This is a genomic window from Exiguobacterium sp. s83, from assembly GCF_018617095.1.
GTDB lineage: Bacteria > Bacillota > Bacilli > Exiguobacteriales > Exiguobacteriaceae > Exiguobacterium > Exiguobacterium profundum.
Genome location: NZ_JACSJP010000003.1, coordinates 201,729 through 217,136, shown reverse-complemented (window position 1 = coordinate 217,136; position 15,408 = coordinate 201,729). Strand labels below are relative to the sequence as shown.

17 protein-coding genes are annotated in these 15,408 nt (G+C 48.4%); 3 read left to right on the top strand and 14 right to left on the bottom strand.

What is annotated here, in order from left to right:
• On the top strand, positions 1-434 hold a 434-nt coding region (locus tag KNO73_RS12260; protein WP_215112557.1), incomplete at its 5' end, for an RNA-guided endonuclease TnpB family protein.
• 116 nt (positions 435-550) lie between these two features.
• Here KNO73_RS12260 and KNO73_RS12255 read toward each other — a convergent pair.
• From KNO73_RS12255 to KNO73_RS12200, 12 genes are all read right to left on the bottom strand, one after another.
• Complete coding sequence (locus tag KNO73_RS12255; RefSeq protein WP_078147687.1) at positions 551-1,099, bottom strand: GNAT family N-acetyltransferase; 549 nt, start codon at positions 1,097-1,099, stop codon at positions 551-553.
• A gap of 31 nt (positions 1,100-1,130) precedes the next feature.
• Entirely contained in the window at positions 1,131-1,973 is an 843-nt protein-coding gene (locus tag KNO73_RS12250) for a TVP38/TMEM64 family protein (protein ID WP_215112556.1), read from the bottom strand.
• A gap of 137 nt (positions 1,974-2,110) precedes the next feature.
• The gene (locus tag KNO73_RS12245) at positions 2,111-3,706 is read right to left on the bottom strand and encodes a CTP synthase (protein WP_074035670.1); all 1,596 of its coding nucleotides are present in this window, start codon (positions 3,704-3,706) and stop codon (positions 2,111-2,113) included.
• Positions 3,707-3,954: 248 nt separating this feature from the next.
• Positions 3,955-4,434 carry a DNA-directed RNA polymerase subunit delta gene (gene rpoE, locus KNO73_RS12240; RefSeq protein WP_074035668.1) on the bottom strand — a complete coding sequence of 160 codons (480 nt, stop codon included), beginning with the start codon at positions 4,432-4,434 and terminating at the stop codon, positions 3,955-3,957.
• A gap of 436 nt (positions 4,435-4,870) precedes the next feature.
• A complete protein-coding gene (locus KNO73_RS12235; RefSeq protein ID WP_215112555.1) occupies positions 4,871-6,997 on the bottom strand; it encodes a (Fe-S)-binding protein in 2,127 nt (708 codons plus the stop codon).
• 91 nt (positions 6,998-7,088) lie between these two features.
• Positions 7,089-7,805 carry a hypothetical protein gene (locus KNO73_RS12230; protein WP_215112554.1) on the bottom strand — a complete coding sequence of 239 codons (717 nt, stop codon included), beginning with the start codon at positions 7,803-7,805 and terminating at the stop codon, positions 7,089-7,091.
• Between the two features lie 7 nt (positions 7,806-7,812).
• Positions 7,813-8,331 (bottom strand): GNAT family N-acetyltransferase, encoded by a 519-nt coding sequence (locus KNO73_RS12225; RefSeq protein ID WP_214687580.1) that lies wholly within the window; start codon positions 8,329-8,331, stop codon positions 7,813-7,815.
• Between the two features lie 168 nt (positions 8,332-8,499).
• The gene (locus KNO73_RS12220; protein WP_215112553.1) at positions 8,500-8,928 is read right to left on the bottom strand and encodes a hypothetical protein; all 429 of its coding nucleotides are present in this window, start codon (positions 8,926-8,928) and stop codon (positions 8,500-8,502) included.
• Positions 8,928-9,344, bottom strand: coding sequence for a YwiB family protein (locus tag KNO73_RS12215; RefSeq protein ID WP_214685430.1), 417 nt, complete (start codon positions 9,342-9,344; stop codon positions 8,928-8,930). Before KNO73_RS12215 ends, KNO73_RS12220 begins: the two co-directional genes overlap by 1 nt.
• A gap of 51 nt (positions 9,345-9,395) precedes the next feature.
• A complete protein-coding gene (locus tag KNO73_RS12210) occupies positions 9,396-9,956 on the bottom strand; it encodes a GNAT family N-acetyltransferase (protein WP_214685428.1) in 561 nt (186 codons plus the stop codon).
• A 34-nt stretch (positions 9,957-9,990) separates the two neighbouring features.
• Complete coding sequence (locus tag KNO73_RS12205) at positions 9,991-10,653, bottom strand: Type 1 glutamine amidotransferase-like domain-containing protein (protein WP_078147694.1); 663 nt, start codon at positions 10,651-10,653, stop codon at positions 9,991-9,993.
• A 118-nt stretch (positions 10,654-10,771) separates the two neighbouring features.
• Positions 10,772-12,475, bottom strand: a complete 1,704-nt coding sequence (locus KNO73_RS12200) for a glycoside hydrolase family 13 protein (RefSeq protein WP_078147695.1) — start codon at positions 12,473-12,475, stop codon at positions 10,772-10,774.
• Between the two features lie 213 nt (positions 12,476-12,688).
• Here KNO73_RS12200 and KNO73_RS12195 point away from each other — a divergent pair, with 213 nt between their 5' ends.
• Both KNO73_RS12195 and KNO73_RS12190 read left to right on the top strand, forming a co-directional pair.
• On the top strand, positions 12,689-13,153 hold the full coding sequence (locus KNO73_RS12195) for a GNAT family N-acetyltransferase (protein WP_159563003.1): 465 nt from the start codon (positions 12,689-12,691) through the stop codon (positions 13,151-13,153).
• A 47-nt stretch (positions 13,154-13,200) separates the two neighbouring features.
• Positions 13,201-13,965, top strand: coding sequence for a MerR family transcriptional regulator (locus tag KNO73_RS12190; RefSeq protein ID WP_215112552.1), 765 nt, complete (start codon positions 13,201-13,203; stop codon positions 13,963-13,965).
• 9 nt (positions 13,966-13,974) lie between these two features.
• Here the strand turns inward: KNO73_RS12190 and KNO73_RS12185 are convergent, their stop codons facing one another.
• Both KNO73_RS12185 and KNO73_RS12180 read right to left on the bottom strand, forming a co-directional pair.
• Positions 13,975-14,625, bottom strand: coding sequence for a hypothetical protein (locus tag KNO73_RS12185; RefSeq protein WP_078147698.1), 651 nt, complete (start codon positions 14,623-14,625; stop codon positions 13,975-13,977).
• A gap of 4 nt (positions 14,626-14,629) precedes the next feature.
• The gene (locus KNO73_RS12180; RefSeq protein ID WP_078147699.1) at positions 14,630-15,379 is read right to left on the bottom strand and encodes a hypothetical protein; all 750 of its coding nucleotides are present in this window, start codon (positions 15,377-15,379) and stop codon (positions 14,630-14,632) included.
• Between the last annotated feature and the right edge of the window lie 29 nt (positions 15,380-15,408).

The window sequence follows — 15,408 nt, the reverse complement described above, 5'->3', positions numbered from 1 at the left end:
CGCTGTCACGCAAGAAGATCGGAAGCAAGAATCGTGAAAAAGCCAGGCTGATCCTCGCCAAGAGACACGAGAAAATCGCCAACCAACGCAAGGACTTCCTTCACAAGCTGTCGAGACGGATCGTTGACGAGAACCAAGTCATCGTCGTGGAGACATTGAAGTCGAAGGACATGATGAAGAACCACAAGGTCACCAAATCGATTGCAGATGTCAGTTGGTACGAGTTCGTCCGACAACTCGAATACAAATCAAACTTCTACGGACGGACGCTCATCAAGGCAGACCCCTGGTACGCATCGACCCAAATCTGTTCTTCTTGCGGCAAGAAAGGTCAGAAGAAGACGATGGATGTCCGTGAATGGACGTGTGCCTGTGGCGCGCACCATGACCGTGACATCAACGCGAGCATCAACCTGTTGATGTTGGCCGACTGACAACCCTTCAGGGCAGGGACTGCCCGACGAGCTTGGTCCATAACCGTGGCGGTAGGAGCACGGTCTTTCCAAGAAGCTCCCACTTCAATTTGCAAAGCAAATAAGTGGTGAGTAGTTCACATAGACGGCGTACCTGTCTTCATCCATTCTTCGCGTAACATACCCATCCGAATCGAATCATAGCGCTTCTCGTTCACGACACGCACTTGACGGATTCGACCTTCGAGTTGCATCCCTACTTTTTCAGCGACCCGCATCATCCGTTCATTCCCGGACCACGTCGTCAAGCCGACACGGACAACGGGTAGCGTCTCAAATAGATGCTCGGTCCATAAGCGAAGGGCACGCGTCCCGACACCACGATTCCAGCGGTCGGACTGATGCAGGATGATGCCCATCTCGAGCCATTCTCGTCCGGCATCTTCGAAATAGTAAGAAACGGTCCCATATACGGTTCCATCGACCTCAATGACCCACATGTCTTTTTTTTGAATGAGCGACTGCTCGATTTGCTGAAACTCTTCGTAGGACATCGCCTTATGTTCGAAGTAAGGAGCGTCCCATTGTTTCCACTCCGGTGTTGCATCCCGGTAAATCAATTCCCATAGTCGGACTAAGTCTTGTTTTTCAATCGGTCGAATGACCACTTCTTGATCTTGTCGCATGTTGTCTTCCTCTCTATAGATCGTCCTTACCTTATTCTTGTGTCCCGTTCGAATCTCCTTTTTTTCGTTTGCGCCAAATGAACGCAAGAATCAAGACAATCACACTTGCCATGACAGAAGCGATCGCGATTGGACTCGAATCGGTCATAAACAATTGTCCGATGGAGACAGAGTAGGCAAGTCCGAACGACGTGACGAGTTTTGCCCCGAACGCGATGCCCGCAAAACGCGGGAATGGCACGCGACTAAACCCAGCAGCGAGACAGATGACCTCATCCGGCAAAATCGGAATGATGAACAACACGAGCAATACACCAAGACCGTATCGATCGACATATCGATCGTATGTCTTCAGTTTCTCTTCATCGACCCAACGAATCATGCGTCCTCGGCCAAACCGGGCCAACCCATACATAACAAAGATGCCAAGCGTAGTCGAGATGCTTCCGACTAAAGCCGCACGAAACGGTCCGAGCGCGACACTCCCAATCGGCACACTGACCGCTTCCGGGACCGGCAAGGCAATCGGTTGTAAAAAGCTAAATGCCGAAAACACCCAGACCGCCTGTCGTTCATATTGTGCTAATAGACGATCCAATCCGTATGTGTCATAAAGGACGAGTCCGAACGAGACATAATAGACGAGAACGAAAATTAAGAAGAGCGAGAACGTGATCTTCCACATCTGCTTTAGGATGACGTTCGAGCCGTCCCGAATCGCCCGAAGTAACCCGACCGAAAGAGCGAGTAAGACAATGCCCGTCCAACCGAGCTGGTACGGCAGTAAGAGAGAAGGCAAGACGACGAACGGCAACAGACTGAGCGCGACAATCCCTAATCCATATCCAAGATAAATCGAATGTCGTTCTTTCATGTGCCCTCACCCTCTCCCCGTTCTATTTCTAGTGTACCCACAAAGTGATAGGGATGTATCCTGCCGAAGGCGCTTTCCCTCTCATGCTTTTGACGTAGAAAAACCACGGTCCGCAATGGACCGTGGCTTTCAATCACTTATTCTCCAAGTGATGCTTGGATGAAGTCATGGAATAGACGTTGTGGACGTTCTGGACGCGAAATCAATTCTGGGTGGAACTGTGATGCCACGAACCACTTGTGTTCTGGAATCTCAATGATTTCTACGAGACGACCGTCTGGGCTCGTACCTGAGAACTTGAAGCCTTCTGCTTCAAACGCTTCACGGTATTCGTTGTTGAATTCATAACGGTGACGATGACGCTCGTATACGAGTTCTTGATCGTATGCCGCATGCGCTTTCGTCCCTTTTTCGAGTTTACATGGATAAAGTCCAAGACGAAGTGTGCCCCCAAGATCCTCGATATCTTTTTGCTCTGGAAGAAGGTCGATGATCGGATACGGTGTCGACGGATCGATTTCTGCAGTATGTGCGCCGTCCAGCTTCAAGACGTTACGGGCAAACTCGACCGTCGCGAGTTGCATCCCGAGACAGATTCCGAAGAATGGGACGTTGTTTTCACGAGCAAAACGTGTCGCTTCAATCTTCCCTTCGATTCCACGCTCACCGAATCCACCTGGAACGAGGATTCCGTCCGCATCGCCGAGGATGTCTGAGACGTTTTCAGCCGTCACGTCTTCCGCGTTGACCCAGTCGATGTCGATATCCGCGTTGAACGCATAACCCGCATGTTTGAGTGCTTCCGCGACCGAGATATAGGCATCACGCAATTCGACATATTTCCCGACGAGTGCGATTTTCACTTTCTTCTCAAGGTGTGTGACCGTGTGGACGAGTTCTTTCCAAGCCGTCATGTCAGCAGCCGGTGAATTGAAACCGAAGTAGTCGTTGACGAGTTGGTCCATTCCTTGTTTTTGAAGGTTGAGTGGTACTTCATAAAGTGTCGATGCGTCTTGCGCCTCGATGACCGCTTCTTTGCGTGTATCACAGAAGAGGGCGATTTTTTCACGCATGTCTTCTGGGATATCGTGCTCCGTACGAAGAACGATGATATCCGGTTGAATTCCGTAGCTGCGAAGCTCTTTGACACTGTGTTGTGTCGGTTTTGTCTTCATCTCACCTGCTGCGCGAAGGTAAGGGACGAGTGTACAGTGGACGTACATGACGTTCTCTTTCCCAATGTCATTCTTCACTTGGCGAATGGCTTCGATGAACGGAAGGGACTCGATATCCCCGACTGTTCCACCAATCTCTGTAATGACGACATCGGCGTTCGTCTCGCGTCCTGCACGGAAGACACGGTCTTTGATTTCATTCGTGATATGCGGAATGACCTGAACCGTCCCACCGTTATAGTCTCCACGACGCTCTTTCTTCAAGACAGTTGAATAAATGCGCCCTGATGTGACGTTCGCGTTTTGCGACAAGTTGATGTCGATAAAGCGCTCATAGTGTCCGAGGTCAAGGTCAGTCTCAGCGCCATCATCTGTGACGAATACTTCTCCGTGTTGATACGGGCTCATCGTACCTGGGTCAATGTTGATGTATGGGTCAAACTTCTGAATCGTGACGTTGAGTCCTCGATTTTTGAGTAGACGCGCGAGCGAAGCTGCCGTGATCCCTTTACCGAGCGAAGATACTACCCCGCCTGTTACGAAAATGTACTTTGTCATGTTTCTTTCTCCTCTCTTGAATACCAACCATCGGGAAACGAAAAAACAAAAAAAGCAAAAGTGCCCCCGAAAATGGAGGACACTTTTGCTGCATCGTTACGTGCTAAACTAGCCCATGACTAATTTACGCCAGAGACGATGCAGTCGTCAAGATATTATTTTTTCTTTTTTTCAAGTCGATGAACACGACTAAAAAAGAAAAAGAGACACGCCTAGCCGGGCGCGATGCCCGGCTTTTTTGCGGTCTCTTATAAATCATCCTCGTCTTCGATATCGAGGTCGTCGTCCAAGTCATCGTCCTTGAAATCGTCAAGGCCTTCTACTTTTTCTTCTTCGTCCTCATCATCGAATTCAGATGAATCGTAATCTTCAACTTTTGCGAATACATCCAAGTCATCCTCGATATCGACGATGCCTTCGTCTGCTTCTTCGAACTCTTCTTCGAATTCGTCAAGTTCACCACGTTGACGTGCTTCGATGACGAGATCCTCATCCGACTTATCGAATGGGTACCAAACACGAAGCGCCCAACGGTTTGCTCCTAAGTTGACGAACAACCCGTCGATGTTCAAATCGGTGTAAAGTTGTGCGATTTTCTCGAGTTCTTCCTCTTCACTCGCAAACGTATAGTTTTGCTTGATTTTTTCGCGAATCTCATCAAAAGAAACAGGCTGTTCGCCAGTTTCTTGGAGAAGTTCATAAACGAAATCAATCAACGATTTATTCATTAAAGGACACTCCTTTTCCGTCACTAGTTAAACATCACTCCTCATTATAAACAAAAGCGATATGAAAAAGCTAGGGAAAATTATGATTCATGTATTCTACTCGGACGAACTCGGAACCAGTACAGGCTGATTAATCCAATATTGAAAATCCACGTAAGTCCTAGAACACCGAACATCCATGCTTTTGGAATTTGAAACGATAATTCCTCGTTTACTGTCTGCCCAACGTACAAACCGTATCCTATCAACCTAATCATTAAGAAGGGTTTTCGCCGTCGTCGCCACCGATGTACGCACACTTGCAGAGAACGAAAAACAACTGAGCAGTCAAATCAATGCGCTCATTCCTGAAAATGAGACGAACATCGCGGCCCTCCTCGAGCAAATGGGGCCGAAAAACAAACAAGGCACGGTCCGCGGACCGTGCCTTGTTGTATTATTGGACAACTGGTTCTGGAATCTCGATGGCCTTCAGCGAGCGATCGAGCAATTCGACGACATCGAACGTGCCGACGGTCTCATCAACTTCTTTCGCTTTCGTTCCATCTGATAACATCGTCAAGCAGTACGGACACGCCGATCCGATGACGGTCGGTTTCGTTTCAAGCAACTGTTCTGTCCGAGCCACGTTGACACGTGTCCCGACTTTTTCTTCCTGCCACATGAGACCGCCACCCGCTCCACAACACATACCGTTTTCACGGTTACGTGTCGCTTCGACGAGTTCGACACCCGGTATGCGTTCTAGGACGAATCGTGGTGCATCGTAAATGCCGTTATAACGACCAAGGTAACAAGAGTCGTGATAGACGACACGTTCATTCACTTGAAGGTCTGGTTGGATTCGACCCGTATCGAGCAACTCTGCGAGCAACTCCGTATGATGATACACCTTCACATCAGTCAAACCGAAGTCCGGATACTCATTTTTGAACGTATTGTACGCGTGCGGGTCGACCGTGACGATTTTCGTCACCCCATACTTCTCGAACAACTTAATGTTCGCTTCGGCGAGTTCTTGGAAGAGCAACTCGTTTCCGATTCGACGTGGAGTATCCCCTGAGTTCTTCTCTTCATTTCCGAGAATGGCGAATGAGACGCCCGCCTTGTTCAACACGCTCGCAAAGCTCTGCGCGACTTTTTGGCTACGGCTATCGTAAGACCCCATCGCGCCGACCCAGAAGAGATACTCGAATTCCTCGCCTGCTTTTTTCTTCTCTTTCGCCGTCGGGATGACGAGCTCTGTATCCTTACGCCAGTTCTCGCGTTCTTTCCGGTTCATTCCCCACGGGTTTCCTTGACGCTCGATATTGGCGACCGTACGCTGTGCCTCAGGATCCATCTTCCCTTCCATCATGACGAGGTAACGACGAAGGTCAATGATTTTATCGACGTGTTCATTCATGACCGGGCACTGGTCTTCACAGTTACGGCAAGTCGTACAAGCCCAAATTTCTTCTTCCGTGATGACGTTGCCGATCAACTCGTCTGCGACGAGCATATGACCGTCTTGCGCAGCTGCTGCGATTTCAGCACCTTGCGTGTTTTGGAACATGAGTGCAGGTGCCCACGGTGATTTTCTCGTGACCGCCGCGCCTTTCATATTCATATGGTCACGAAGTTTGACGATTAAGTCCATCGGCGACAACATCTTCCCAGTTCCTGTTGCCGGACAAACATTCGTACAACGCCCGCACTCGACACAGGCATACAAGTCGACGAGCTGCTTCTGGTTGAAGTCTTCAATCTTGTTGACCCCGAAGACAATCTCTTCATCCGACTCTTCCGCTTCTTCCATCGCTGAAAAATCAACAGGTGCCAAGCGACCGACTTTGTGCGTGCGACCGAGCCATACGTTGAGCGTTCCGGCAATCAAGTGTGCGTGTTTTCCTTGTGGGATGTAGACCATGAAGCTGAGTAAGAATAAAAGGTGCATCCACCAAAAGACGACGAATAAAGCGAAAGCGACAGAGCCCGGTACCCAAGCAAACGCTGAGCCGATGAGCGTCGCGACCGGTTCGCCCCACATTGGAAGCTCTTCTTTATAGACGAGGTAAAACCCGTTCCCGAACAATACGGAAACCATCAACCCGCCGATGAAGATGAGGGCAAGACCTGCTAAAAAGTTTCGTTTCAAGCGCACGAGCTTCTCGACGTAACGACGGTAGAATCCCCAAACGACCGCAACGAGAATCATGAGCATGACGATTTCTTGCATGAACGTAAAGATTGGATAAAGCGGACCGAGCGGGATATGCGGGAAACGTGTTCCCACCGCTAGTCCTTTCCAAATAAAATCAATCGCCCCGAATTGGACGAGGATGAAGCCATAAAACATCATGACGTGAATTGCGCCACTCTTCTTATCTTTCAACAATTTCTTTTGACCGAACACGTTGATCATGACCTGTTCGAGTCGTTCTTTGTTCGTTTGGCTCCATTCTGCCTTCTTCCCGAGCTTGATGAACGTATAACGCTGATGAACTAGCGTAGCAAATAAATATACACCATAGCCGAGGACGAGCAAGAATAGAATCCAGTTGACGATTAAAAATGTAGACATCCCCAAAACTCCCCCTTTGAAAACGGATTCAATCTTGAATTCAGTATATCAAATGATGAATGAACAGTCATTCATTTTTATGAAGTTCTCATCAGAAGTTTAGAAGATGTTTCAATATGAGCAATAATCCTCCATAGCTGCACACGGCCAATACGAACGTGCGGAAGTGCAAATTTCGGTCGGATGGCAGTTCAAACTTCACGATATTGAGAATCATCGCCCCGGCCACAAAGGCAAAACAGAGCGCTTCGACGTGCGCCGCCAAGTCAATCCAGCGTGAAAAGAACCCACCAAGTAAAATCCCCCCACTCAACAAATAGCGTCCTTGTCGCATGTAACGTTTACCATAATGACGATTTAAGTCATGCCCGAGCGCTAAAAAGTGGACACCGAGCGCTGTCGCATAGAAACTTCTCGCAACGAACGTCACCGAGTCGGCTGTCACCACGTACGCCGAGAAGGTCATATAGGCCGTGAGGAGTGTCACCTGTAACCAATACGAAACGGCCCGGTCGACCGCCTCATCTTGAAAGTGAGGAGTTCGAACGAACCGCATCGTGCCATAAAATACCGTGAATCCGATAAGACTGACGATATAAATCTCAGAAGGTAACGCCAAATTCAACCAATCGACACGAAGCGTGTCCTGGCGTTTGTTCAGAGACGGCAAAAGATACATGAAGAAGTACGTGATGGCGATTCCGCTCGAGAATGAGAACCATTTCTTTGAGGGAACGGTCTCTTCCCGGAATAAATAGATGCCGAAGAAGTTAATCAGCGCCAAATAGATGATGATCCAGTTCGCCATCTCGTCCTCACCCTTTCAAGTCAATCCAAAACCGCTCGACGACTGTCCCGTCTTCTTCCGTATACGGTGTGTCCGCAATGCCACCATTGTTTAAAATGACTTGACGGGAAGCGATATTTGTCCGGTTACACGTGATGAGTGCCCGCTCGATTCCAAGTTCTTTCACTTTCTCAAGCGCAAGTTGCAGTTGGATGGTGGCGAGTCCACGCCCGCGTGCGCTCGGTTTCACCCCGTACCCGACATGCCCACCAATCTTCAAAAGTGATTCATTCAACTCGTGACGAATGTTCGCCGCCCCGAGAAGCTCTTCTCCATCTGTAAGCCAATACGTCGTGCTCGGGACCCAGCCTTCCTCTATGTTCTCACGTAACTCTTTCTGACGTAATGTGTTGACGTACGCCTCGAAGTCTGTCGTTTCACGGTCCACCGAGGTCGGGACAATCCGCTCATCCCGCTCGTACCATTCCTCTAAAAATGCGAGAATCTGTTCTTTTTGATCGACAGACGTCTTGATTAGTCTTAACATCCCATTTCCCCCTTTATTCCTTTCCATTCGTGTTCTCTAAATTGATTTCCTTGTTCCTTCATCTTAGGGAAAGCACAATTGAAATAAAATAGACGTTCTCGTCAAAGTTTGTCCCCTTTCAGGCATGAAAAAAAGTGCCACCTTGTTCAGATGACACTTTCGGTATGCTTATCCTTCGAGTCCGAGACGTTGCGGCATGTGTGGAGCAAGTTGTCTCGCTTCTTCTAACCGTCCTGCCTCGACGAGCGTATGGAAATGTAAAAACTGTTCGTGCGATGCATCACTGATGGCTGCCAAATAATCGACGTACCGATCGTAGACCGCTTTGTCTTCTGACCGCGCCTCAATAAGTGCGATGTACAGGCGAACGGTGTCTTCCCCGTAAAGGAGCGGGAACTCATCGTTCAATTGAAGCAATTTATCGATTGAATCGACATCGACTCCGTTTTCTTGGTCATAATGCATGATGACTTGCTCAGCATGGTCTTCAAGGCGACCGCGCCACTCTTCATACTCTTCTTCATTCGTTTCGAGCATCTCGAACCAGTCTTCGTTCAACATCTCTTCAATCTTGTTTACGCGTTCTGTAAAGTTCATCAGTCTTCTCCTCCTTCAAATGTCCACGTGACATGTACTTCATATATACCAACATCTTCTTCATTCATGGACAACTCATATACGAACGTACATGATTCTTCCGAGACATCGAGGCGCGATGTCGTCGTCGCCATCGTCATCGACATATATGGATTCTTGTATAAGCTTTGCGTGAAGCGACCTTCGATGAAGGAGTGGTTCATCTCAATCGGTCCCTTACAAATCAGCGCCAATCGTTCCGGCGTGTACTTGATTGTCGTCGGGACCGCCCCGTCCTCTTGTCGTTGGTCAAACATTAAAATAAAGCCAGTCTTCAATGGATAGTATAAACCGTCTGCCGAGAGCTCGATTGACTCTGGCATGTCACTCATCCGTGTTGTTTGCTGGACACGCACGCGAAGTGGTTCAATCGCCATGCTCATCCCCCTTTCCGTCAATTCATCGTACCATATGTGGTAGGAGTCGTTCTATCGACGGCGCTTCGTTTTCACATAGACGAGATGGTCTACCCAATCTTCGTTCTCAAAGATAAACCCTTCTCTCGTGCACTCATACGACATGCCGACACGCTCCGCGAGACGAATGGATGCTTTATTATCGAGATTGATATGTGCCTCGATTCGTTGAAAGTTCAAGTCGTCAAAAGCAATACGCATCGCCAGGTCGACTGCTTCTGTCCCATACCCCTGACCCCAATGTTGATTATGAATCGTATACCCGACCCTCCCCCATTGAAACGCATCTCGCGCCAAGGTAGAAAAATCCACCATGCCGAGATGTATCCCATCATCAAGCCGGAAAACGGCGAAGACATGTGCCTCGTCTTCAAGCGCAAGTGCCTGATGATTGTCGACTAGCTGGTCAAACCAAACGGACGTACAGTCGCTCATGTCTAATTTCCCGGAATCGTACACGTGTTGCGAAATACGACGATTTGTAAATCCACTTAACCACGCGTCATAATCTTGTTTCTCTAACGGTCGTACGATGATTCGATTCGTTTTTCGTTGATGAGTAAATCGGTTCAATCTCTCAGGTCCCCTTCCTATTGCTTTTATACAGTCAGAAAAACTTCTTCCAATTCCCTTCCGAAATCACATCGACCTTCCCATCCTTCACGCGAATCGCCGTCTCGTCGTCAATCGCATAGGCCGGCGACTGTAATGTCTCCGCCCATTCTGCAGCATCTCGTGACGTGTTCCCCGGTAACATGTCATGATCGAGATGTGGAAAGATCGAGAAGTCGACAAACCCTAACGTCTCATCGCTCTGCTCATCGGATGCGCGCCATCCGACAAACGCTTCTCCGATTCGTGGCGTCATCACCATACTCCCCGCACTCAATCCGACGTAGACACCTTTCCAGGACGGGAGCAGCGAGGCTACCTCGGACTGTTTCATCCAATGGTAGAGAAAGAGCGGATCGCCCCCATTCACCAATAATACGTCTGCCTTATCAAACGCCGGTCTCCACACCGACTCATCGATACTCGGGAGTGCGCTCAGTTCGAGCACCCCAACCGACTTCCAGCCCAACTCACACATCGGCGTCGAGAAATCTCCGTTGAAAAAGTTCCATGCGTGTTTCGTTCCCCCGTTCAACGCATAAATGGCTGTTGGGATACAGAGTGCATTACACTCTTCAATCGGCTTGTCTAATAACTCGAGAAGTGCTCGTTTGATGCTTTCGTTCTTAATACCTGCTGACGTTAATAACAGTTTCATTTACGTTTCCTCCTTCTCATCTCCCTATAAGGAGTTCGCATGAGTCGCCGTTATCCCCTTTTTCCAACAAAAAAGGCCGTAGACGAATTTTCGTCCACGACCTTGAAGTTCTGAAAAATTAGCTAATTTTATACACGCGACCTTCGAACGGTTTCAAGTGAAGGAGCGATGATTCCGCATCGCCTTCAACCGGCATGTTGCTCAAGACGACATCTTGCGCACGAAGTGTCTGATCCATATCAAACATCGTCTCTTTCGCCGTCAAGTTCGTGACGACGAGGTACTGCGTGTCACCGAGCGTACGCGTATACGCATAGACTTCCGGATGTTCCGGCAAGACGACATCATACGCCCCGTAAACAAACGTCTCATTATCTTTACGAAGTTGAATCATCTCTTTATAGAAGTTAAAGATTGAGTCCTCATCTTTAAGCTGTGATTCGACGTTGATATCCGTATAGTTCGGGTTGATGCCGACCCATGGCTGCTCTGCGAACGTGAATCCGGCGTTCGGGGCATCACTCCACTGCATCGGTGTACGCGTGTTGTCGCGTGACGAGTTCCACGTGATGCGCATCATCTCGTCATGACTCTTCCCTTGTTCGACACCGATATAGTAGCGGTTGCGTGTCGCGATGTCATCATATTGATCGATCGAATCGAATTTGACGTTCGTCATCCCGATCTCTTGACCTTGATAGATAAACGGCGTCCCTTGCATGAGGAAGTACATCATCGCAATCGACTTCGCGCTTTCTTTCCAGTAACGTTCATCGTCTCCCCATTTCGAGACCGTACGCGTCTGGTCATGGTTTTCGACGTAAAGGGCGTTCCATCCATCGGCCTCAAGTCCTTTTTGCCATTTCGTCAACACGTTCTTCAAGTGAACGACATCGAGTTTCGAATCGACATCTTCACTCCAAAGGTCCATGTGTTCGAATTGGAAGACCATGTTCATCTTCCCTTCCTTTTCACCGACCCATAGATGGGCATCGTCAGGTGAGACGCCGTTCGCTTCACCGACCGTCATGATGTCATGTTTATTGAACGTCTCGTCACGAAGCTCTTCTAAATAGTCGTGAATTCCGTCCACGTTCATGTGCATCTCGAACGACGGTACAAAGTCGAGGTCGTTCGGGTTTGGCAAGTCGGCGAACGTCGGGTTCTTGCGAATATGGCTGATTGCATCGACACGGAACCCGTCGATCCCTTTTTCGAGCCACCAGTTGATCATATCGTATACCGCTGTACGCATCTCAGCATTTTCCCAATTGAGGTCCGGCTGTTTCTTCGAGAAGACATGCAAGTAGTATTGCTCCGTCGTTTCATCGAATTCCCAAGCCGAGCCACCAAAGATCGATTCCCAGTTATTCGGCTTCGACCCGTCCGGTTTTCCGTCGCGCCAGATATACCAGTCGCGCTTCGGATTGTCTTTTGAGCTCTTCGATTCAATGAACCAAGGGTGCTCATCCGACGTATGGTTGACGACGAGGTCGAGCAACAGCTTCATACCGCGCTGATGCACTTCGTCCAATAAGCGGTCGAAGTCTTCCATCGTACCGAACTCGTCCATGATATCTTGATAGTCACTAATGTCATAACCGTTATCATCGTTTGGCGATTTATACATCGGGCAAATCCAGATAACATCAATACCGAGGTCTTTCAAATAGTCGAGCTTATCAATGATTCCTTGAATGTCTCCAATTCCGTCCCCATTCGCGTCATAAAAGCTACGAGGATAAATTTGATAGGCGACGGCTTCTTTCCACCAGTTGCGTTTAAGCGTTTGTGTTTGTTGTTCTCGTTGTAAAAGTTGCATGTGATCTAGATACTCCTTATCCCAAAACTCACTGCTCATCATTTATACTTATCTTATTCGTGCTGTGAACTTTATATCATTAGCGCAATCGTTTGCACTATGCAATAAATTTATCTTACCAAAAAACATTCGATGATACAAAGATGTTTCATCAGCATACTCAACGTGTACCCTACACGATTTTGAAAAGAAATGAAAGCGAGGTGCTTCATCATGTTTCGATTTGCCACAATGGAGGATTTTTCAGCAGTCGATCAATTGATTTTAAAGAAAGCAAAAGAGTTCCAAGTAGCCGGAAAGTCGCAATGGGTCAAATATTTAGAGCCGAGTCGTTCCGACTATGTCCGTCACGATTTGACGAACGGGACGGTGTTTGTCTACGAACGAGATCAACAAGTCGTCGGTGCCGTCAGCCTGATTCCTCCGACTGACTGGGACCATAATCTATGGGACGACCCGGACGGTGCCGTCTACTTGCATCGACTCGTCACAGACTCGAGTGCAAAAGGTGAACGCATCGGGGAACGTTTGATGCAGCATGCCTTAGCAAACACGTCTTCGACCATTCGATTGGACTGTGTTGCCGACAACGCCTTCTTAAATAACTACTATCCTCGGTTCGGTTTCCACTATATCGGTGAACGAAATGGATTCTCACTGTTTGAAAAACAGGCTTGACCTTGACGTGACGTCAACCTTTACGCTTTGACTAAGGAGGTGAAGGGATGTATTCGATACAACAACTTGCGTCACTCGCTGGAACGACAACGCGAACGCTTCGACATTATGACGCAATCGGTCTTCTCGTCGCGAACCGCGACGTCAACGGCTATCGGCGTTATTCTTCACGCGATGCGGAACGGTTGCAACTCATCTTACTCTATCGCACGCTCGATGTTCCTCTCGATCAAATCGGAGAATTGCTTGATTCAACGACGTTCAACCGGATTGATGTGTTGAGTGGACATATCGAGGCGTTGCGACAGAAAGCAGCCTATTTCGCTCAGCTTGCCGAGACGGCAGAAGCGACCCTCACCTCACTCAAAGGAGGGATTCCAATGGATGACAAGTCATTATTTGATGGATTATCTTATGAGGAGATTCAAGCTCACGAGGCGAAACATCAAGAGGAAGTGCAGAAACGTTGGGGAGAGACTTCAGCTTACAAGACAGCACAAGAACGTGCGCAGAAGCGATCGAAAGCGGATTGGGAACGCATCAATCAAATGCAACTCGATTTGATTGCGCCACTCGTTGATTTATTTCGTTCACAAATCGCAATCGATGACGACCGAGTTCAATCGATTGTGAAAGACAATCATCTGTTCATCGACACACACTTTTACGACTGTTCACTCGATATGTTCAGTGGACTCGGACAGATGTATGTGACGGATGAACGATTCACCGCATTTTATGATCGCTTCGAGCCGGGGCTCGCTGCGTATTATAACGAGGCCATCCAATACTATTGTATCGCGAACAGTTAAGTCCAAGCCTCAGGCTTGGACTTTTTTTCGTCGCTCGGTGTCTTCTTGCGGTCCTATTTGAAGATGTTTTTGTAACATCGGGAGACTCGTCGCCAAATAAATATAAGGGAAGGTCGAGAAGTTGTCCGTTCCACCTGTATAGATTACTTCACTCGTTAGTGGGGTCCATCCTTTCTTCGTCCACTGGCAAAGTCGAACTTCTTTTCTCGATGTGTGGTTATGGAATCCCCAATATGCTTCTCGTTGTCCCACTGCCATCGATGGGGTGATGGTTAAGATGGGACAGTTCATTTCTTGTAACAATCGTTCGTTCATTTCCGCAACTTCGTACATGATGATGACGTCCGGTTGCAGGTGTCGAATCGTATGTTCCGCTTTTTTATCTTGTAAGGAAACGACACGCGTCATACGCTGTTCCGGAATCGAATCGTCACAGAAAGCATACCGCGACTGCAACTCCGCGATTCGTTCTCGACTGAACCTCCGCATTATGGGAGTCAGGAAGGAAATGTACGATTGTGTCAGAAGTTCTTTCCACGTGTTGACATGAGTCGGTGTCGGACCATCTTCCATGATCACATGTGTGACGCCTAAATCCCGTATCGCTTGATAGACAAGTGTTGAACTCCAGTGGTCGCCCGTGCAGAGTACAACTCGCATTTTCTCATCTCCCTCCACTTTGGTTTGCGGTTTGACGCATCTCTCGGACCGCCACATCAAATGAACCAAACATTTGTTGAATGTCTTTTAATGTCGGACGATTGCCCTTTTCTTTTTGCCACACTTCATACCCCCATGGCGAGAGAGCGGTCAAATGTTCATCTGCCTCGTGTAGCGCGTCCATCATTTGCTTCTCCGTGAACAGCTCTCGCGTTGAGATGCCAATCTCGTCTAACGCTTGGGACCAAGACCCGAAACGCCTCACCACTTTCGTGATACTCGGACGTTGGTTCTGCTTGGCCCATTTGGCATAAGCGGTCGACGTCAATGGATGAAGCTCTTCATTGGCATCAAGTAACGATTGGATGATTTCACATTTTTGATCGAACGAGATGATACTCTTCAAATTCGCCTCAATCAGTGCCACTTTCCACGATCCGAACTGAATGACGACCTCTGTCAACGTCGGTGCATCATTGGTCATGGCCCACTTTCGATAATCGGCACTATTGAATGAATCATGCTCTTTCGCCGCTTCACGAAGCATTTGAATCATTTCCTTCTTTGTGAACCGTGGCGTTTGCTGTTCCAACCCAGCCAAACGCAGTACATTCGACCATGATCCGTACATTTCCAATAATTCCACCACGGTTGCCCCGCCGTGAATCTTTTGCCATTTCTGATACATGTAGATGGTGAGGCGACCGTCCGAAGAAGCCTCTTGTAAGTGATCAATCAGTTGTTGCTTTCCCATGTCGCCTCCCCCTTACGTGATTGACGTAT